At 67.8% G+C, this 18,849-nt stretch carries 16 protein-coding genes; 7 read left to right on the top strand and 9 right to left on the bottom strand.

What is annotated here, in order from left to right; all coding sequences use genetic code 11:
* Window positions 1–107: 107 nt before the first annotated feature.
* The 3 genes from KDH83_RS09575 to KDH83_RS09565 are packed head-to-tail and all read left to right on the top strand — an operon-like array spanning window position 108 to window position 3,020.
* The gene (locus tag KDH83_RS09575; protein WP_212314796.1) at window positions 108–1,451 is read left to right on the top strand and encodes an MFS transporter; all 1,344 of its coding nucleotides are present in this window, start codon (window positions 108–110) and stop codon (window positions 1,449–1,451) included.
* Window positions 1,452–1,498: 47 nt separating this feature from the next.
* Window positions 1,499–1,663, top strand: a complete 165-nt coding sequence (locus KDH83_RS09570) for a hypothetical protein (RefSeq protein ID WP_212314794.1) — start codon at window positions 1,499–1,501, stop codon at window positions 1,661–1,663.
* Window positions 1,653–3,020 carry an amidase family protein gene (locus tag KDH83_RS09565; protein WP_212314792.1) on the top strand — a complete coding sequence of 456 codons (1,368 nt, stop codon included), beginning with the start codon at window positions 1,653–1,655 and terminating at the stop codon, window positions 3,018–3,020. Before KDH83_RS09570 ends, KDH83_RS09565 begins: the two co-directional genes overlap by 11 nt.
* Here the strand turns inward: KDH83_RS09565 and KDH83_RS09560 are convergent.
* The gene (locus tag KDH83_RS09560; protein WP_212314790.1) at window positions 2,993–3,889 is read right to left on the bottom strand and encodes a MurR/RpiR family transcriptional regulator; all 897 of its coding nucleotides are present in this window, start codon (window positions 3,887–3,889) and stop codon (window positions 2,993–2,995) included. The genes KDH83_RS09565 and KDH83_RS09560 overlap by 28 nt on opposite strands.
* 157 nt (window positions 3,890–4,046) lie before the next feature.
* On the opposite strand from KDH83_RS09560, the gene KDH83_RS09555 reads away from it, so the two are divergent.
* Window positions 4,047–5,516, top strand: a complete 1,470-nt coding sequence (locus KDH83_RS09555) for a D-aminoacylase (RefSeq protein ID WP_249204979.1) — start codon at window positions 4,047–4,049, stop codon at window positions 5,514–5,516.
* A 150-nt stretch (window positions 5,517–5,666) separates the two neighbouring features.
* Here the strand turns inward: KDH83_RS09555 and KDH83_RS09550 are convergent, their stop codons facing one another.
* The 5 genes from KDH83_RS09550 to KDH83_RS09530 all read right to left on the bottom strand — a co-directional run bounded on the left by KDH83_RS09550 (window position 5,667) and on the right by KDH83_RS09530 (window position 10,600).
* Window positions 5,667–7,961 (bottom strand): bifunctional (p)ppGpp synthetase/guanosine-3',5'-bis(diphosphate) 3'-pyrophosphohydrolase, encoded by a 2,295-nt coding sequence (locus KDH83_RS09550; RefSeq protein ID WP_212314788.1) that lies wholly within the window; start codon window positions 7,959–7,961, stop codon window positions 5,667–5,669.
* 21 nt (window positions 7,962–7,982) lie between these two features.
* Window positions 7,983–8,186, bottom strand: coding sequence for a DNA-directed RNA polymerase subunit omega (gene rpoZ / locus KDH83_RS09545; protein WP_006219679.1), 204 nt, complete (start codon window positions 8,184–8,186; stop codon window positions 7,983–7,985).
* Between the two features lie 44 nt (window positions 8,187–8,230).
* Complete coding sequence (gene gmk, locus KDH83_RS09540; RefSeq protein ID WP_212314786.1) at window positions 8,231–8,863, bottom strand: guanylate kinase; 633 nt, start codon at window positions 8,861–8,863, stop codon at window positions 8,231–8,233.
* A gap of 97 nt (window positions 8,864–8,960) precedes the next feature.
* Window positions 8,961–9,884, bottom strand: a complete 924-nt coding sequence (locus KDH83_RS09535) for a c-type cytochrome (RefSeq protein WP_212314784.1) — start codon at window positions 9,882–9,884, stop codon at window positions 8,961–8,963.
* Window positions 9,881–10,600, bottom strand: coding sequence for a c-type cytochrome (locus tag KDH83_RS09530; protein ID WP_212314782.1), 720 nt, complete (start codon window positions 10,598–10,600; stop codon window positions 9,881–9,883). The genes KDH83_RS09535 and KDH83_RS09530 overlap by 4 nt, the downstream gene beginning before the upstream one ends.
* A 224-nt stretch (window positions 10,601–10,824) precedes the next feature.
* On the opposite strand from KDH83_RS09530, the gene KDH83_RS09525 reads away from it, so the two are divergent.
* Window positions 10,825–11,595 (top strand): SDR family oxidoreductase, encoded by a 771-nt coding sequence (locus tag KDH83_RS09525; protein WP_103274536.1) that lies wholly within the window; start codon window positions 10,825–10,827, stop codon window positions 11,593–11,595.
* 160 nt (window positions 11,596–11,755) lie between these two features.
* Here the strand turns inward: KDH83_RS09525 and KDH83_RS09520 are convergent, their stop codons facing one another.
* A complete protein-coding gene (locus tag KDH83_RS09520) occupies window positions 11,756–12,358 on the bottom strand; it encodes a C40 family peptidase (protein WP_212314780.1) in 603 nt (200 codons plus the stop codon).
* A gap of 402 nt (window positions 12,359–12,760) precedes the next feature.
* On the opposite strand from KDH83_RS09520, the gene KDH83_RS09515 reads away from it, so the two are divergent.
* Together KDH83_RS09515 and KDH83_RS09510 are read left to right on the top strand one after the other, a co-directional pair.
* Entirely contained in the window at window positions 12,761–14,266 is a 1,506-nt protein-coding gene (locus tag KDH83_RS09515; protein WP_212314842.1) for an AMP nucleosidase, read from the top strand.
* Window positions 14,267–14,673: 407 nt separating this feature from the next.
* Window positions 14,674–16,185, top strand: coding sequence for an amino acid permease (locus KDH83_RS09510; RefSeq protein ID WP_212314839.1), 1,512 nt, complete (start codon window positions 14,674–14,676; stop codon window positions 16,183–16,185).
* 55 nt (window positions 16,186–16,240) lie between these two features.
* Here the strand turns inward: KDH83_RS09510 and KDH83_RS09505 are convergent, their stop codons facing one another.
* A complete protein-coding gene (locus KDH83_RS09505; protein ID WP_212314778.1) occupies window positions 16,241–17,671 on the bottom strand; it encodes an aldehyde dehydrogenase family protein in 1,431 nt (476 codons plus the stop codon).
* A 69-nt stretch (window positions 17,672–17,740) separates the two neighbouring features.
* Window positions 17,741–18,655, bottom strand: a complete 915-nt coding sequence (locus KDH83_RS09500) for a LysR family transcriptional regulator (RefSeq protein WP_103274532.1) — start codon at window positions 18,653–18,655, stop codon at window positions 17,741–17,743.
* Between the last annotated feature and the right edge of the window lie 194 nt (window positions 18,656–18,849).

Genomic DNA, 18,849 nt, shown 5'->3' with positions numbered 1-18,849 from the left:
GTATCTACCTATAGATCAAACGTTTCATGAATTCTACGATGCGTTCCTGACCATGGCGCGGCGATCGGATGCACGCGCATGGCTGACTATGGGGAAAGGAGCGTGACATGAGCATCGCCGGCAACGCTGGGCAAGCAGGAACCATGGGCATGGGCGCGACCGCGCCGGCCAACGCGGAACGGGCGGCGTCCGCCTACGCCAAGGTGACCCGGCGCATCGTACCGTTCATCGTCCTCTGCTACTTCTTCAGCTACCTGGATCGCGTCAACGTCGGCTTCGCCAAGCTGCAGATGCAGCAGGCGCTGGGCTTGAGCGACGTGGTCTACGGCATCGGCGCCGGGATCTTCTTCTGGGGCTACATGCTGTGCCAGGTGCCCAGCAGCCTGTTGATCTACAAGCTGGGCATGCGGCGCTGCATGGCGGCCATCATGATCCTGTGGGGCCTGGTGTCGGCGGGCACCATGCTGGTGACGACGCCCACCGAGTTCTACGTGGCGCGCTTCCTGCTCGGCGTCACCGAGGCGGGATTCTTCCCGGCAGCCGTCATGTACCTGAACAAATGGTATCCGGCGGATCGCCAGGCGCGCATCATGTCCATCCTGTTCATGGCCATGCCGCTGGGCATGGTGCTGGGCGGGCCGATCTCGGGCGCGCTGATGACGGGCACGCATGACCTGCATGGACTGCAAGGCTGGCAGTGGATGTTCCTGCTGGAAGCCTTGCCGGCGATCCTGCTGGGGCTGCTGGTGCTGCGCATGCTGCCGGAATCGCCGCAGGCCGCGGCGTGGCTGACGCCGGAGGAGGCGGCGGCCGTCAGCGGCGCGCTGTCGGCCGAGAACGCGCGCAAGAGCAGCAGTCTCGTGGATGCGCTGAAGAACCCGATCCTGTGGATGTTGATGGCCATTTGCCTGTTGTTCAATATCGGCAACTACGGGCTGGTGTTCTGGCTGCCCACCATCATCCAGTCGACCGGCATGCAGTCGCCGCTGGAGATCGCGTTCCTGACGGCGATTCCCTACGGCGTGGCCTGCGTCGTGATGAACCGCAATGCCGCGCACGCCGAGCGCAGCGGCGAGCGCCGGCTGCACACGGCGATACCGATATTGGTGGCGGCCGCGGGCATGTGGGCCAGCACGCTGTTCCCGCACAATACGGTGGCGGCGATGGTGTTCCTGACCGTCGGCGTGTCCGGCCTGATGGCCACGCTGGCCATGTTCTGGGGGCTGCCGGGCCGCATCCTGGCCGGCACCGCCGCCGCCGGCGGCATCGCCCTGATCAACAGCGCCGCCAGCCTGGCCGGGCTGATCGGCCCGGTGCTGATGGGCGGCGTCAAGCAATGGACCGGCAGCATCTCGATCGCGGTGCTGGTGCTGGCCGCGCTCATGCTGGCGGCGGCGCTGCTGATTCTTGCGATCCCGAAGCGCCTGATGGCGGCGGGAGCGGTGCGATGACGCCGGCCTTGGCGGATCCGCGGCAGTCGTCGGACCCGCAGGCCTGGATGGATGTCGTGCTGCGCGGCCTGGAGGGCGCGGTGTCCGCCGAGGATGCCGGGGCGGCGGCCGATCTGGTGCGCAACATGGGGCGCATGGTCCCGGCGCTGGAACAGGCCCTGGAGGAATCGGCGCGCGTCGATTCCAAGGAGGCAGACAACCATGGCATCTGAGCGTAGCGCGGCGGCGATCCACGATGCCTTCGTGAGCGGCAGGCTCAGCGCCGAGCGGATCGCGGCAGACTGCCTGGCGCGTGCCGCCGCAGTGCAGCGCTTCAATGTGTTCTCGCGCGTGCTGGAGACCGAGGCGCTGGCGGCGGCGCGAGCCCTGGACCGCCAGCGGGCTGCGGGCGTAGCCATGCCGGCGCTGGCCGGGGTGCCGTTCGTGGCCAAGAACCTGTTCGACCTGCGCGGCCATCCCACGCTGGCCGGCGCGGCGCCACGGCAGGTGGACGCGCCCGCCGCACAGGATGCGGCCGTGCTGCGGGCCTTGCTGGACGCCGGCGCGGTGCCCATCGGCCTGACGCACATGGACGAGTATGCCTGCGGCGCGACGGGAGAGAATGTGATCGGCGGCGCGGTGCGCAATCCCCGGGATCCTTCGAGGATCACGGGCGGCTCATCGGCGGGCACGGCCGCCGCGATCGCGGCCGGCGTGGTGCCGCTGGGCCTGGGCTCCGACACCAATGGCTCGATTCGCGCGCCTGCCGCCTTCTGCGGCATCTGGGGCTTGCGTCCCGGCACTGGCCGCCTGTCCACGCGAGGATGTTTTCCTTATGCGGAAAGCCTGGACGCGGCGGGGCCGATGGCCGCGGATGCCGGCAGCCTCGCCCTGGCTTGGCGGGCGTTGAGCGGCCCGGCGCCGGAAGCCGAGACCGGCGGCCGGGGCCGGCTGCGGGTTGGCGTGCTGCGGGCCGGCTTCGCGGAGCATGCCGAGCCGCAAGCCTGGAACGCGGTGCTGCGCGTGGCGGCCGCTTTCGCGTCCGCGCGCATGATAGACCTTCCGGATGTGGACCGCGCGCGTGACGCGGCCAGCATCATTTCCGCCTACGAGGTCGCGCGCAATCACATGCGGCATGGTTTTGCCGGGCGTCATGCCGGCTACAGCGCGATGGTCAGGCAGCGGATGTTGGCCGGCCTTGCCGTGCCGGATGACTGGTACCGGACCGCGCAGGCCTGGCGACGGGTCTGGCGCGCGCGCACGCAGGCCCTGTTCGAGGACGTGGATCTGCTGCTGACTTGCGCCACGCCGTATGCCGCGCCGCCAGTCGGTGTCGAACGCCTGGTCGGCGAGCAGGGGCGCATCTATGCGCCGCGCGCGGACGCGGGGCACATGACGCGGCCGGTATCGCTGGCGGGCCTGCCCGTCGTCGCGGCGCCGGTGGCCGTGCCGGGCGCGGACATGCCCCTGGGCGTGCAGTTGATCGGCCCGCCTGGGGGCGAGGCCTCGTGCCTGGCCGCGGCCATGCGCCTGGAAGAGGAGGGCGTGTGCGGCTTTCCTGCTCAGCCACGGCCGGCGGACGGCAGGTAGGCGCCGCTGCGGTGCAACTGCTCTTCCGCCTGTTTCAGGGTCTTGATCGCTCCCTTGCCTTCCTGCGCCAGCAGTTGCTGCACCAGCGCTTCGACCAGCGCCATGCCGGCGCTGATCGACGGGAAGAAGGACTGGCTGTCCACCGAGAACACCAGCGTGCAGTCGGCTTGCAGCGCGATCGGCGCCGCCACGCTGTCGCTCAGCGCGACGACCTTGCTGCCCGCGCTGCGCGCGGCCTCGGCGACGCGGACGATTTCCTGCGAGTAGGGCGCGAAACTGGCCATGACCACCGCATCGTCCGGCTTCAGGGCCCGCAGATCCATTTCCAGCGTGCCGGCGTCGCCGCGCACCAGGTGCACGGAATCGCGGAACAGACGGTACAGGTAGTGAAAGCCGAAGGCGATCGGGTAGCTGGAGCGGAATCCCGCCACGTGCACGGTGCTGGCGCCGGCCAGGATGGCGGCCGCCTGCGACAGCGGCTTGGCGTTGGCGGCGCCGGTCTGCTCCAGGTTGCGGTGCTGCGCCTGCAACATGGTTTCCAGCATGCGGTCGGATCCGCTTTCGCGCACCAGCTTCTGCGCGCGTTGCGCATACGGCTGCGGACCGCCGCGGAACGCATCGACGAAGACCAGCCGCAGGCTTTGCCAGCCGTCATAGCCCAGATGCTGGGCCAGGCGCACCAGGGTGGCCGGCTGCACGCCGGCGTCCGCCGCGATCTTGCGCATCGACAGCAGCGGTACTTCGCTGGGATGGTCGAGCAGATGGCGCGCGCCGCTTTGCAGCTGGGCGCTGAGCTCGCCGAACTGCTCGCGCAGCGCGGCGAGCAGGGCGTCCAGGGAGTGGGGCGGCTTGGCGGGTGATGGCGGCATGGTCTGGGTCGCGGGATTGAGCGTGAAACGATTGTTGCATAGGCCCGGCCGCCCGTGTTGCGGCGAGGACGGGATGTTTTAGGATCGCGTTGTAGCGACGCGCAAGTTGAAGGACCGGCTCCGGCGCGGTGGCGAAAGCGAAATGAAGGAGATAGGCATGGAAAACAAGATGACTGGGCAGCGGCCGGAAGCGGAGCTGATGTTTCGGCGGGCCACGCTGGTCGACGGAACCGGCGCGTCGCGACGCCGCGCGGACGTGGCGGTCGCCGGCGGCAGGATCGTGGCGGTGGGCGAGCTGGACGGCTGGCGCGCCGATCGGATCATCGAGGCGGACGGGCGCGTGCTCGCGCCGGGCTTCATCGATACCCATACGCATGACGACGGCTACCTGCTGGTGCATCCGGACATGAAGCCCAAGGTGTCACAGGGAATCACGACCGTGGTGACCGGCAATTGCGGCATCAGCGTCGCGCCGCTGGTCCATGCCGATCCGCCGCAGCCATTGGATTTGATGGGACCGCCGGCGCTGTTCCGCTTCGAGACCTTCGGCGCATGGCTGGATGCGCTGCGAAGCCAGCCGGCCAACGTCAACGTGGTGCCGCTGGTGGGGCATTCCACGCTGCGGGTCCGCGCCATGCGGGACGTGTCGGGGGCCGCTACGCCCCAGGAAATCGACGCCATGCGCCGCGAGGTCGAACTGGCGCTGCGCGCCGGCGCGTTCGGCGTGTCCACCGGCACCTTCTATCCGCCCGCGGCCGCGGCCTCCGAGGCGGAGATCATCGCGGTCTGCGAGCCGCTGAAGCGGCTGGGCGGCATCTACTCCACCCATCTGCGCGACGAGACGGACGATATCGTCGCGTCCATCGAGGAAGCCCTGCGGGTTGGCCGCGCACTGGATTGCATGGTGGTGTTCTCGCACCACAAGGTCGCCGGCAAGCGCAACTTCGGGCGGTCCGAGCAGACGCTGGGAATACTGGCCGAGGCCGCGCGCTCGCAGCCGCTATGCCTGGACTGCCACCCGTATCCGGCCACATCCACCATGCTGCGGCTGGACCGCGTCAGCCAGTCGTCGCGCACCATGATCACCTGGTCCAAGGGTTATCCGGAAGCTGGCGGGCGCGACTTCCACGAATTGATGGCCACGCTGGGCCTGGACGAAGCTGGCCTGCTGGAAAAGCTGAAGCCAGCCGCCGCGATCTATTTCGTGATGGACCCGGGCGACGTGGAACGCATCGCCCGCCACCCGCTGACCCTGTTCGGCTCCGACGGCCTGCCATTCGATCCGCGCCCGCATCCGCGCCAGTGGGGCACCTTCCCGCACATCCTGGCAAAGATGGTGCGTGAATCCGGCCTGATGACGCTGGAACAGGCCATCCACAAGATGACCGGCCAGGCCGCGCAACAATACGGCCTGCAGGACCGCGGCCGCATAGAAACCGGCTGCCACGCCGACCTGGTCCTGTTCGACCCCGACCGCATCCAGGATCGCGCCACCTTCGAAGACCCGATACAGGTCAGCGAGGGCATCGAGGGCGTATGGCTCAACGGCAGCCAGACCTGGGACGGCCGCCAGACGCTATCCGCCCGTACAGGCCAGGTACTGCGCCGCGCGGCAAGTCCCGCCTGAATGACGAGAACAGTCGCAGAGATCAGGCAGCAATAAAGATCACGCCGCAATAAAAACGGGTACCCCCCAATCGGGATGTCACGGATCCGGCTCCGCCGGTCCGTAGACATGCCCCCTTGAGGGGGAAGCGCGCAGCGCTTCGGGGGTGGGTCACCCTTTCACTCGGACGATCTTCTGCACCTGCGGCACGTGCCGGATGGCGCGGATCACTTGGGCCAGGTGCTTGCGGCTGTCGACCTGGATGGTCAGGTGCAGCGATACCGTGGCGACGGCGTCGTCGTGCATCGTGACGTGGACGATGTTGGCGTCGGCGGCCGTGACTTCGGCGGCCAGCCGGCCCAGCACGCCGCGCTCGTTGCGCGTGACGATGTCCAGGCGGGTGGCCAGGTGCTTGGCCGTGTGCGCGTCCCAGCCCACGTTGATCCAGCGTTCCGGCTCGCGCAGGCGCTGGCGCATGGCCACCGGGCAGTCGGCCGTGTGCACGACCAGGCCGTGGCCCATGCGCATGCCGGCGATGATGGGATCGCCGGGCAAGGGGCCGCAGCAGGGCGCGAGCTGCACCGCCTGGCCTTCGTTGCCCTGGATCAGGATGGGCGCGCTGCGGGCCGAGGTCAGCTCGTCCACCGCGGCGGCGGTGGTGGCGACCAGCTGGTGCTCGGGCGCGAAACGGCGCGCGACCACGGCGGCCAGGCGCTTGCCCAGGCCGATGTCGGCCAGGATTTCCTCGCGCGAGCTGGCGCCGGTGCTGCGCGCCAGCTTCTGCCAGGCGGGATCGTCGGTGGCGGGCAGCGGCATGCGCAGCTCCTGCATGGCCTGGCCCAGCAGGCGTTCGCCGAAGGCGACCGATTCCTCGTACTTGACTGTACGCAGGTAGTGGCGGATCTCGGAGCGAGCCCGTCCGGTGCGCACGTAGTTCAGCCACTGCGCGTTGGGGCGCGAGGCTGGCGACGTGACGATCTCCACCGTGTCGCCGCTGCTCATTTCGGTGCGCAGCGGCACGAACTCGCCGTTGACCTTGGCGGCCACGGCCTGGTTGCCGATGTCGGTGTGGATGGCGTAGGCGAAGTCCACCGGCGTGGCGCCGCGCGGCAGCGAGATGATCTTGCCGCGCGGGGTGAACACATAGACCGCGTCGGGGAACAGGTCGACCTTGACGTGCTCCAGGAACTCGCCGGAATCGCCGGTCTGGCTCTGGATGTCCAGCAGCGATTGCAGCCACTGGTGGGTGCGCTTCTGCAGGTCGTTGAGGGTCAGGTCGGCGCCCTTGTACAGCCAGTGCGAGGCCACGCCTTCCTCGGCCACATGGTGCATGTCGCGGGTGCGGAACTGGAATTCCACGGGCGTGCCGTAGGGGCCGACCAGCGTGGTGTGCAGGGACTGGTAGCCGTTCACCTTGGGAATGGCGATGTAGTCCTTGAACTTGCCCGGCACCGGGCGATACAGCTGGTGCAGCGTGCCCAGCGCCAGATAGCACTCGGGCAGGGTATGGACGATGACGCGGAAACCGTAGATGTCCAGCACGTCCGAGAAGGACTTTTTCTGGTCGACCATCTTGCGGTAGATGCCGAACAGGGTCTTCTCGCGGCCGGTGACCTCTGCCTCGATGCCGGCCGCGGGCAGGGCGGCGCGCACCGAGTCGGCGATCTTGCTGATGACTTCGCGACGGTTGCCGCGCGCGGCCAGCACGGCCTTGTACAGCACCTGGTAGCGGTTCGGGTGCATGGCCGCGAAGCACAGGTCCTGCAGTTCGCGGAACAGCAGGTTCAGGCCCAGACGATGCGCAATGGGCGCATAGATATCCAGCGTCTCGCGCGCGATGCGGCGGCGCTTTTCGGGGTTGACCGCGTCCAGCGTGCGCATGTTGTGCAGCCGGTCGGCCAGCTTGATCAGGATGACGCGCACATCGCGCGCCATCGCCAGCAGCATCTTGCGGAAGCTCTCGGCCTGCTGTTCGGCCTTGGTGGCGAAGTCCAGGCGGTCGAGCTTGGACAGGCCGTCGACCAGTTCGGCGACCTCGGGGCCGAATTTCTCGGCGAGCTCCGTCTTGGTGACGCCCTGGTCTTCCATCACGTCGTGCAGCAGCGCGGCCGATAGCGCGTTGACGTCGAGCTTCCAGCCCGCGCAGATTTCAGTGACGGCGATGGGATGCGAGATGTAGGGCGAGCCGCTGGCGCGGAACTGGCCCAGATGCGCCTGGTCGGCGAAGCGGTAGGCTTCGCGCACGCGTTCTACATCTTTCTTGTCGAGATAGCTGCCGATGATCTCGGTCAGCGGCGCCAGGGAGGCGACGGGAGAGGCCGTCGCGTCAGCCGCCTCCTGGGCGGCGACGGAAGGCGGTGGAGGCGGGGTCTTGTCCTTCTTGCCCGTGCGCCGTCCCAGACGGGAGCCGGCGCGCAAGGCGGCGAGCAGACCTGATGAAGCGTACTTCAGCCCGGGAAAAGCCATGCGTGCCGCCCCCGGAGAGAATCAGGTCGGAACTTTGCGGAGCATTTCCACGCCGGTGAGGCCGCCCGCGATTTCGCGCAGCGCAGTGACCGTGGGCTTGTCTTTGCTGTCCAGGCGCGGGGCATGGCCTTGCGCCAGCTCGCGGGCGCGGTAGGTCGCGGCCAGCGTGAGCTTGAAACGGTTGGGGATCTGGTTCAGACAGTCTTCGACGGTAATGCGAGCCATTAGGACACCTGGTGCTGATGGAAATGGAAGGAAATGCTTGCGTTTCAGTGCGCCGCCGGGATGCCGAGCTGCGCGAACAGCGGAGCGTGGCGGGCGGCCTGAGACGAAAAGCGCAGCCGCGCGGCGCTGACGATTTGGGTCAGTTCCGACAGGGCCACGCTAAATTCTTGATTAATAATAACATATTCGCATTCCGGGGCGTGTGCGATTTCACCGCCCGCCGCCATGAGCCGGCGCGCGATGACTTGCGGCTCGTCCTGGCCACGCGCCTTGAGCCGGGCTTCGAGTTCCTCGATCGACGGCGGCAGGATGAAAATGCCGATGGCGCCCGGAAAACGCTGCTTGACCTGGCGCGCGCCCTGCCAGTCGATCTCGAGCAGCACGTCGCGTCCTTCGCGGGTGGCGGCGTCGATGCGGTCGCGGGGCGTGCCGTAGAAATTGCCATGCACTTCGGCCCATTCCAGCAGGGCCTGCTCGTCGCGCATGCGCTTGAAATCGTCGACCGCCACGAAGCGGTATTCGCGACCGTCTTCTTCGCCGGGACGCGGCGCGCGCGTGGTGCAGGAAACCGAGAGCAGGATGGAAGGGTCTTGCTGGAGCAGGGCCCTGACCAGGCTGGATTTGCCCGCGCCGCTGGGCGCGACGACCATGAAGACGTTTCCGGAATTGGCGTGCATGAATATGTGACGAGCGTGTGATGCCGAGACCGCAAGAATAACAAATCGCGCGGCGCGGCAGGGGCGAAACCCGCTGCCGCGCCGCGTTTTCAGCGGTTCAGGGCTTGGCCGCCTGCAACAGCTTGCCGCCGGGCGCGGGGGAATCGCTGCCCAGCAGATGGCCGTTGACCTCGATGCCGTAGAGCGAGTCGTCGGAGTCGTGGTACTTGGCACGGGTCGCGGCCACCGACTCGGCGTAGCGCGGATCCTGCGGCCGTTCGTGGGCGTTCATGAAATAGGCGACGTCCCAGGCTTCCTGGTCGCTCAGCATGCCGGCCTGTCCCAAGGGCATGTTGGCCTTGATGAAGCCGGCCGCGTTGCCGATCTGGTGCATGCCGGCGCCCCAGTTGAACGAGTCCGCTCCCCACAAGGCGGGGAAGACCCAGTGCTTGCCGTTCTTCTGGCCCTGGCCCTCGGCGCCGTGGCACACGGCGCAGTACTGGGCGTAGACCTTTTCGCCGCGCAGGTAATCGGCCTTCTGAGCCGGCGCGGGCAGCTTGCGGTAGCCCTGGCCTTCCAGCGCGACGCCGGTCGGCGCCTTGCTGGCCAGCCAGAACATATAGGTCTGTAAAGCCGTCAGCACGGGATCGTCGGCGGCGGGCGGCTTGCCGTTCATGCTGTAGCGGAAACAGCCCTGCAGGCGCTCGGCCAGCGTATTGACGTGGCCGTTCTTGGCCCGGTACGCGGGATACAGCACATAGGCGGCCCACATGGGCGCCGAGTCCGGGCGGCGGCCCGCGTCCAGGTGGCAGCTGCTGCAATTCAGGTCATTGCCGACGAACTTGCTGGCGGCCTGGGGCGTGTGCAGGAAGATCTGTTCACCCTGGCGCACGATCTTGCCGAACTCGGTGTCGGGCAAGGAGGCGGCCGACGGCGGCGTGAAGCTGGGGCGCGGCTCGGCGGCCAGCGCGGCGGTGGACATCGACAGGGCGAGGGCGGCGGCGAGCCAGGCGACGGGCGAGCGGGTCAGGCGCGGTTTCATTGCTTGGCTCCCGGAGCGGCGGCTTGCGCGGCGAGTTGCTCGGCGGCCTTGGGCAGGCCGGCGTAGTAGGCCGACACGGCATCGATTTCGGCGTCGGTCAGGCGGGTGGCCACGGCGGGCATCAGGCCCAGCGGGCCGGGCGGGCGCTGGCCCTGGCGCCAGGCGCGCAGCTGGCCGGAGATGTAGGCGGCCGATTGGCCCGCCAGCGCGGGGAAGTTATCGCCGACGCCGATGCCGCCGGGACCGTGGCATTGGTTGCAGGCGGGGACATTCTTGTCCCAGGCACCCCGGGTGGCCAGCCAGGCGCCGGTGTCGGCGGGCGCGGCGCGGCCCATCGCGGTCGCGGCGAGTTTGTCCGTATCCAGCGGCGAGGGCAGGGAGGCGTAGTACGCGGCGACGGCCTGGCGCTGAGCGGGATCGAGCGCCTGGGCCGTGGCTTTCATGATCGGACTGACGCGTCCGCCATCGGCCATGGCATCCAGCTGTTCGGCCAGGTACTTGGCGCCCAGACCCGCCAGTCGCGGGAAGCCGGCGGAGGGATTGCCTTCGCCCTTGGCGCCGTGACAGGTGACACAGGCGGGCGCGCCGTTGGCGCCCTGGGTGCTGATCTGGGCGCCGTCGGGCGCGCCGAGCGTACAGGCCGGCGCGGCAAGCAGGGCGCCCAGCGCCAGGGCGCAGGCCCGGCGTCGCGCAACGGTGAGGGACCGTCTAGGCATGGAGCTTCTCCGTTTGGTGCTGATTTTTGTAATAAGCAAATTTCCATAAATTATAAAGAAACTTGTGACAGATCATCGCGCAGGCTGGCGCTTGAGTCGTGTCAGGCTGCGCCCGCGCCTTGATCCCAACCCGAAAGACGGTGAAACCGCGCTGGTACGTTCGCTTGCAGCGTGCGCCATGGCCTTGGGGTAGGATTTCGCCCATCGACAAGAAGGAGAATCCGATGCATACGAACGAGATCGACGCGCAGCGCGTGGCCCTGGTGACCGGAGCGGGCACGGGCATAGGCCGGGCGGTGGCGCTGGAGTTCCTGGCCCAGGGTTACCGCGTGGTGCTGGCGGGCCGGCGCCGCGAACTGCTTGAGGAAACGCGCACGGCGGCGGGCGAAGACGGCGTGCGCGCGCTGGTGATGCCGACGGATGTGTCCGACGAGCATGCGGTGCGGGATCTGTTCGACGCGGCGCAGCGTGAGTACGGGCGCCTGGATGTGCTCTTCAACAATGCCGGACGCGGCGCGCCGGCGGTGCCGATCGAGGAATTGTCGGTCGATGTCTGGCGCGATGTGGTGAACACCAACCTGACCGGCATGTTCCTGTGCGCGCAGGCCGCCATCCGGGTCATGAAGTCGCAGACGCCGCGCGGCGGCCGCATCATCAACAACGGCTCGATCTCGGCGCATGCGCCGCGGCCGTTTTCCATCGCCTATACCGCGACCAAGCACGCGGTGACCGGCCTGACCAAGTCGATTTCGCTGGATTGCCGGCCCTACGGCATCGCCTGCGGCCAGATCGACATCGGCAACGCGGCGACCGACATGACCGAGCGCATGGCCGCCGGCATCCTGCAGGCCGACGGCAGCACCAAGGTGGAGCCGCGCATGGACGTAGCGCACGTCGCGCAGGCCGTGGCCGCGATGGCGCGCCTGCCGCTGGACGCCAATGTGCAGTTCATGACCATCATGGCCACCAACATGCCCTTCGTAGGCCGCGGCTAGGGGGAGGCTCACCCCCCGAAGCGCTGCGCGCTTCCCCCCTCAAGGGGGGCGCCGCTGCGGACCGGCAAAGCCGGATCCGCGCGGCCCCGCTGGCGTGGCGCCTGCTCTGGCGCCATGAGCAATTCGATTGCCCCAAGCCTACGCGCTTGGGGTGTTTCTTTTAGCGCTCAGCCTGGGCGAGCATCTGGCCGGGAGTCGGTTCCAGATAGCGGCGGGCGCCGACGTAGCGCTTGGTCCAGTAGGGATTCTTCATTTCGTCCACGCGCACCTTGGCACCGCGGCGCGGGGCGTGCACGAACTTGTTCTGGCCGATATAGATGCCCACGTGCGATGTGACGCCTCGGCCCCGGGTGGCGAAGAACACCAGGTCGCCGGGACGCAGGTTCTGCTTGTTCTTGATGGCTTCGCCTTCGGTGCGCTGCTGGCGCGCGGTGCGGGGCAGTTCCAGGCCGGCGATCTCGCGGAAGACATGCAGGACCAGGCCGCTGCAGTCGAAGCCCTCGGAGGCGTCGTCGCCGCCCCAGGCATAGGGGGTGCCGATGGCTTCCAGGCCGGCTTGCACGACGCGTTCGCGCAGGGTGGGGACGGTGGGTTCTTGCGCCAGGCGCAGGCCGTTGAGGTTGGCGCGGGCCTGGGTGGCGGTGGACAGCGAGGCCTGGGCGGCGCCCGGGATCCAGGACAGGGTCAGCGCCAGAAGGGGGACGGACAACAGGCAGGCAAGGCGGGGAGGGGCAGTTCGGTCTTTTCGCGTAGGCGGCGTCATTGCGTCACTTCAGGAAATCGGAGCGGGCGGCAAGGCTTGGCCAGGGGTTACGGCACCCTGGCAAGCCGGCGGAAAGGGCGCAGCGCCGGGCGGTCCTCACCGGTGCTGCAGTACCATTGTAATGGAATAAAGTTTCATTACATTTGTCGTGCAATGCAGCATCCCGGCGGGGCCATTGTTACGTCATTCGCAGAATAAAGAGTAACGGGCCGAGGCCGGCTGCCTGGAATCGGGCGCGATGGGTTCCGTGCGCCCCTTGCGCGCGACAGTCGCCGCGATGACCGTTCATGTACGCGCGGCTCATGCATAATCAATGCATCGGCCCGGTGCCGCGCATGCCGCATGCGGCGGCGCCGCAAGGCCGACATAAAACAGATAAGAAAGCGGAGTAAAAGCGCAATGATGAACGTAGTCCACCCCGAATCCTCCATGAACCGGCCCGACGCCTTGCCTTTCGAACCCTTCCAGGACGCGGTTGCCGCGGTCGACCGGCTCGAAGAGATCTACAGCCGCAATACCGCCTTCCTGCGGGCGGCCTTCCATGAAGTGCTGGAGCACGCCGGCGCCCGGGAAGGCGACAAGTCGCGGGCGCGGGCCTACTACCCGGCCATCCGCATCCGTGTCGAGACCTACGACCCCATCGACACGCGCCTGTCCTATGGCCACGTGGCCGAACCCGGCATCTACCAGACCACGATCACCCAGCCGGCGCTGTTCCGCGACTATCTGATCGAGCAGGTCGGACTGCTGCTGCAGAACCACCGCGTGGCGGTCGAGGTGGGCGAGTCGGACTCGCCCATTCCCCTGCATTTCGCCTTCCCGGAAGGCGCCTACGTCGAGGGCGAGCACCTGGAAGCGCTCAAGCGCCCGCTGCGCGACCTGTTCGACGTGCCCGACCTGGCCGTGACCGACGACGCCATCGTCAACGGCTCCTGGCGCGGCAAGGACGGCGAGCCCAAGCCGCTGGCGCCCTTCACCGCGCAGCGCGTGGACTACTCGCTGCACCGGCTGCAGCACTACACGTCGACCGCGCCCACCCATTTCCAGAACTTCGTGCTGTTCACGAACTACCAGTTCTACGTCGACGAGTTCTGCGCCCGCGCCCGCGCCTTGATGGCCAGCGGCAACCAGGATTACGAGATGCTGGTGGAACCCGGCAACCGCATCACCCGGCGCGGCGAAAGCGGCCCGGCCGAGGCGGGCGAGCCGCCGCGACTGCCGCAGATGCCGGCCTATCACCTGGTGCGCGGCGACCATTCCGGCATCACCCTGGTCAATATCGGCGTGGGCCCGTCCAACGCCAAGACCATCACCGACCACATCGCCGTGCTGCGCCCGCACGCCTGGCTGATGCTGGGCCATTGCGCCGGCCTGCGCGATTCCCAGCGCCTGGGCGACTACGTGCTGGCGCACGGCTATGTGCGCGAGGATCACGTGCTGGACGCCGACCTGCCGACCTGGGTGCCCGTGCCGGCGCTGGCCGAGGTGCAGGTGGCGCTGGAACAGGCGGTCGAAGAGGTGGCTGGCCTGTCGGGCTGGGACCTGAAGCGCATCATGCGCACGGGCACCGTGGCCACCATCGACAACCGCAACTGGGAGCTGCGCGACCACGTCGAACTGGTCGAACGCTTCGCCCAGTCGCGCGCCATCGCCCTGGACATGGAATCCGCCACCATCGCCGCCAACGGCTTCCGCTTCCGCGTGCCCTACGGCACCTTGCTGTGCGTGTCGGACAAGCCGCTGCACGGCGAACTGAAGCTGCCCGGCATGGCCAGCGCCTTCTATCGACGCCAGGTCAACCAGCACCTGGAAATCGGCATCCGCGCCCTCGAACGCCTGCGCGGCATGCCGCCCGAACGCCTGCACTCCCGCAAGCTGCGCACCTTCATGGAAACCGCCTTCCAATAGCCGGCACGGCGCGTCCAGGCATATCTTCCCTGTCCCTCGTTGATTCATCAGCAATATGGGGACAGGGAATCGGCTTCCTGCTACAAGTCTGCTATTGCGGCAGCGCCAGCGCAGCGCTGCCGCGACAAGGCTACCCTGATCGCATTTGCACCACCGCCGCTCCCGACAGGGCTTCCCCAAGCGGGGCCTCGCGGAGCCGGCTTTGCCGGTCCGCAGTGGCGCCCCCTTGAGGGGGAGCGCGTGAGCGCTCGGGGGTGGGCTCATTTTTTTGCTATGCTCGCGCGTTGCTCGGATACCCGGAGCGCCGGCGGCCTATCCCGCGGCATTTCCCGGGCTTCCCCAGATCCCATAAGGAATGCACTTTGGCACCATCGGAACACGATGAATCCCGCGCCGCCAGCAAGGCCGTGACCGGAGGCGAAAGCCCCTCCGGCCTGCGCCGCGCCCTGTCCGCGCGCCACCTGACGATGATCGCCGTCGGCGGCTCGATCGGCACCGGCCTGTTCGTGGCCTCGGGCGCGACCGTGGCCCAGGCCGGCCCCGGGGGCGCGCTGCTGGGTTACGCGCTGATCGGCATCATGGTCTATTTCCTGATGACCAGCCTGGGCGAGCTGGCCGCGGCCATGCCGGTTTCCGGCTCGTTCTCGACCTATGGCGCGCGCTACGTCGAAGAAGGCTTCGGTTTCGCGCTGGGCTGGAACTATTGGTACAACTGGGCCGTCACGGTGGCAGTGGACCTGGTGGCCGCGCAGTTGGTGATGGCCTACTGGTTCCCCGACGTTCCAGGCGTGTACTGGAGCGCGCTGTTCCTGGCGATCACCTTCGGGCTCAATGCCTTGTCCGCGCGCGGCTTCGGCGAAGCCGAATTCTGGTTCGCGTTGATCAAGGTGGTGGCGGTGCTGGCCTTCGTGGCCATGGGTGTGATGATGCTGCTGGGCATCATCCGCGGCGGCGAGACCGGCGGCCTGGCCAACTGGACCGTGGGCGACGCGCCTTTCGCGGGCGGTTTCGCGGCGTTGATCGGCGTGGCCATGGTGGTGGGCTTTTCCTTCCAGGGCACCGAACTCATCGGCATCGCGGCCGGCGAATCCAAGGATCCCGCGCGCAACCTGCCGCGCGCGGTGCGCCAGGTGTTCTGGCGCATCCTGCTGTTCTACGTGATGGCCATCCTGGTCATCGGCCTGCTGATTCCCTATACCGATCCGCAGCTGCTGCGCACCGAAGTCACCGACGTCAGCGTCAGCCCCTTCGCGCTGATCTTCGAGCGCGCCGGCCTGCTGGCGGCCGCCTCGGTCATGAACGCGGTGGTGCTGACTTCGGTGCTGTCGGCCGGCAACTCCGGCATGTACGCCGCCACCCGCATGCTGTACAGCCTGGCGCGCGACGGCAAGGCGCCGGCGGTGTTCGGCCGCGTGACCGGCAACGGCGTGCCGTTGTGGGCGCTGGTGGCCACGACCGTGGTCGCGGCGCTGTGCTTCTTCAGCTTCATCTTCAGCCCCAAGGCCGTTTACGTCTGGCTGCTGAACACCTCGGGCATGACGGGCTTCATCGCCTGGCTGGGCATAGCCATCAGCCATTACCGCTTCCGCCGCGGCTATGTGGTTCAGGGCCGCAACCTGGCGGATCTGCCCTATGTCTCGCCGTTCTTCCCGTTCGGCCCGATCTTCGCCTTCGCCTTGTGCCTGATCATCACGCTGGGGCAGAACTACCAGGCCTTCCTGCAGGACCGCATCGACTGGGGCGGGGTGGTGGCCACGTACGTCGGCATTCCGCTGTTCCTGTTGATCTGGCTGGGCTATCGCCTGGTGCGCGGTTCGCGCTTCGTCAGCTACCGCGACATGCGCTTCCCGGACGCGCGGGCGCGCAGCGATTACCTGGACACGGCGCTGCGCGGCGGCGGGGTGACGGAAACGCGCTGATCGGCACGCACCGGCGCCGTCCCGGGGGGGAGGGCGCCGGCATTACGGCAAGCTCTCAGCCCGCCACGTAGGCGGTCTTCACCGTGGTGTAGAACTCGATCGCGTGGCTGCCTTGCTCGCGCGAACCCAGGCTGGATCCCTTCCGGCCGCCGAAGGGCACGTGGTAGTCCACGCCGGCGGTCGGCACGTTCACCATCACCATGCCGGCCTGCGCGTGCCGCTTGAAGTGCTGGACATGCTTCAGGGACGTCGAGCAGATGCCGCTGGCCAGGCCGAATTCCGTGTCGTTGGCAAGGGCCAGCGCGTGCTCGTAGTCCCGGGCCGGCATGACCGCCGCGACCGGTCCGAAGATTTCTTCGCGGCAGATGCGCATGGCGTTGTCGCAATCCGCGAAGATGGCGGGCGCCATGTAGTGGCCCGGCGTGCCGAGCTGCAGCTCGCCGCCGCCGCACAGCAATCGCGCGCCTTCCTGCCTGCCGATGTCCACGTAGCGCAGGTTCTGTTCCAGTTGGTCGCGGCTGGCGACGGGGCCGATGTCGGTTCCAGCCTCCAGCGCGTGGCCGATCCTGAGCGAGGCCGCACGGTCCTGCATTTTCCGCAGGAAGCGCGCATAGACGCCTTGCTCGACGATGATCCGGCTCGCTGCCGTGCAGCGCTGCCCCGTGGAATAGAACGCGCTTTGCACCGCGCACTCCACTGCCACGTCCAGGTCGGCGTCGTCCAGCACCACCATCGGATTCTTGCCGCCCATTTCCAGCTGCGCCTTGGCCATGCGTTGCGCGGCGGCCAGCGCCACGCGCCGGCCCGTGGCGACCGAACCGGTGAAGGAAATGGCGTCGATGCGGCGGTCGTCCAGCAGGGCCTGACCCACCTGCGAGCCGCGACCCATCACCAGGTTGAAGACGCCCGCCGGCAGCCCGGCCCGGCTGATGATCTCGGCCAGCGCCCAGGCGCAGCCCGGCACCAGTTCGGCGGGCTTGAACACGACCGTGTTGCCATAGGCCAGCGCGGGCGCGATTTTCCAGGCGGGAATCGCGATCGGGAAGTTCCACGGGGCGATGATGCCGACCGTGCCCACGGGTTCGCGCGTCACGTCGATCTCTATGCCCGGCCTGACCGAGGCCAGCTTGTCGCCGCGCTGGCGCAGGGCTTCGCCGGCGTAGAACTTGAAGATGTTGCCGGCGCGCGTAACTTCGCCGATGCCTTCGGGCAGCGTCTTGCCTTCTTCCCGCGACAGCAGCCGGCCCAGCTCCTCGCGGCGCGCGAGGATTTCGGCGCCGATGCGGTCCAGGGCATCCGCGCGGGCCTGCGGGGTGCTGAGGCCCCATGCCGCCTTGGCCTCGTGCGCGGCGGCGATCGCGGCGTCGGCCATGCCGGCGTCGGCCTGGGCGTAATCGTCGATCGTATCGCGCGTGTCGGAAGGATTGATGTTGGCGACGCAGGCGGCGCTGTCCAGCCACTGGCCGGCGATGTAGTTCGGTTTCATGGGATCAATGTGGGTAGAGTGAGATGGAGTTGTGGACAGAGCAGGGCGGCAGTCTTCCTGGGCCGCCATTCAGGCATCGAGCAGCGATAGCTCCAGGCGCTTGATGCGTTGGGCGACGCCGCGGGCGAACTCCAGCGTCACCTTGGATAGCGGCCGCTGGCTCGGCACGACGATGCCGACGGTCAGGGCGTTGATATTGGGCTCCTCGATGGGACGCCATACCACTTCGCCGCTGGAGATTTCCTCCAGGAACGCCAGCTTCGAGAAAAAGGAAATGCCGCGCCCGGTGACGATCAGGCGCTTGAGCAGCAGGGTGGAGTTGCAGGTCACGCTGGGGGTCAGCAGATCCCAGAATTCGGAGAACTTCGGCGACACGCCGCCTTGCATGGGAAATCGCCCCTCCAGCCGCAGGAAGGCATGGCTGCGGCAGTCGGCAAAGCTCACGACGTCCTTCCTGGCCAGCGGATGCGAGGATGCCATCACCACGCCGGGCGGCAGCGCGACCTGGGTCATCACGTCCAGCCCGGCCGGCAGCTTGGAAATGAAGGTGATGCCCACGTCGTACTCGCCGCTGAGCACCTTGGACGCCACATCCCAGGGCGTGACGGCGGTGATGGCATACGTCACGGCGGGGTATTGTCCCGAGAACTCCTCCACAGCCGCGGGCAGCAGGTCGACGAACAGCGAATCCATCGCGGCGACAGATACATGGCCCGTGCGTTCGTCCTTCAGCTCGTCCAGCTCGCCGCGCATCAGGTGGAAGTCGTTGAGGGTCGCGCGGATGTGCTGCAGCATGCGCTCGCCGGCCGCGTTCAGGCGTATGCCGTTGGGCAGGCGGTCGAACAGATCGGTGCCCATCTCGGCTTCCAGCTTGAGTATCTGCCGGTTCACCGCGCTGGAGGCGACATAGAGGTTCTGCGCGGCCTTGCGGATCGATCCGCAACGGGCGACTTCGACAAAGTACTTCAGGACGCTGGCGTGCATGGAGAGTCTTCTGGTTGCAATCTCGGGATTCTGCCCGCGATCCCGGGCGCGCCGGCACTAGCATTGGCCCTAGTGTGCCGTCCCGCGGATACGCCCGCACGACACTACGGGACAGCACAGTAGTGTGCTGTCCCGTAGGTACGTGCGCATGACGAAATTCATCCGTAGGCGTCAGGGCTAGGCGCAAACCGCAG

Origin of the sequence: Achromobacter sp. Marseille-Q0513, assembly GCF_018195695.1 — a bacterium.
Taxonomy (GTDB): Bacteria; Pseudomonadota; Gammaproteobacteria; order Burkholderiales; family Burkholderiaceae_B; genus Achromobacter.
Note: the sequence above shows the minus strand (reverse complement) of the source record. Positions and strands in the feature narration are given on the sequence as shown.

Excerpts from the sequence above, each read along its gene's own strand:
- KDH83_RS09500 (WP_103274532.1), bottom strand. The coding sequence starts at position 18,655 with ATGCACGCCAGCGTCCTGAAGTACTTTGTCGAAGTCGCCCGTTGCGGA.
- KDH83_RS09525 (WP_103274536.1), top strand. The coding sequence starts at position 10,825 with ATGCATACGAACGAGATCGACGCGCAGCGCGTGGCCCTGGTGACCGGA.
- rpoZ (WP_006219679.1), bottom strand. The coding sequence starts at position 8,186 with ATGGCTCGCATTACCGTCGAAGACTGTCTGAACCAGATCCCCAACCGT.
- KDH83_RS09560 (WP_212314790.1), bottom strand. The coding sequence starts at position 3,889 with ATGCCGCCATCACCCGCCAAGCCGCCCCACTCCCTGGACGCCCTGCTC.
- KDH83_RS09505 (WP_212314778.1), bottom strand. The coding sequence starts at position 17,671 with ATGAAACCGAACTACATCGCCGGCCAGTGGCTGGACAGCGCCGCCTGC.
- KDH83_RS09550 (WP_212314788.1), bottom strand. The coding sequence starts at position 7,961 with ATGGCTTTTCCCGGGCTGAAGTACGCTTCATCAGGTCTGCTCGCCGCC.
- KDH83_RS09530 (WP_212314782.1), bottom strand. The coding sequence starts at position 10,600 with ATGCCTAGACGGTCCCTCACCGTTGCGCGACGCCGGGCCTGCGCCCTG.
- KDH83_RS09515 (WP_212314842.1), top strand. The coding sequence starts at position 12,761 with ATGAACGTAGTCCACCCCGAATCCTCCATGAACCGGCCCGACGCCTTG.
- KDH83_RS09570 (WP_212314794.1), top strand. The coding sequence starts at position 1,499 with ATGGATGTCGTGCTGCGCGGCCTGGAGGGCGCGGTGTCCGCCGAGGAT.
- KDH83_RS09535 (WP_212314784.1), bottom strand. The coding sequence starts at position 9,884 with ATGAAACCGCGCCTGACCCGCTCGCCCGTCGCCTGGCTCGCCGCCGCC.
- gmk (WP_212314786.1), bottom strand. The coding sequence starts at position 8,863 with ATGCACGCCAATTCCGGAAACGTCTTCATGGTCGTCGCGCCCAGCGGC.
- KDH83_RS09520 (WP_212314780.1), bottom strand. The coding sequence starts at position 12,358 with ATGACGCCGCCTACGCGAAAAGACCGAACTGCCCCTCCCCGCCTTGCC.
- KDH83_RS09565 (WP_212314792.1), top strand. The coding sequence starts at position 1,653 with ATGGCATCTGAGCGTAGCGCGGCGGCGATCCACGATGCCTTCGTGAGC.
- KDH83_RS09575 (WP_212314796.1), top strand. The coding sequence starts at position 108 with ATGAGCATCGCCGGCAACGCTGGGCAAGCAGGAACCATGGGCATGGGC.
- KDH83_RS09555 (WP_249204979.1), top strand. The coding sequence starts at position 4,047 with ATGGAAAACAAGATGACTGGGCAGCGGCCGGAAGCGGAGCTGATGTTT.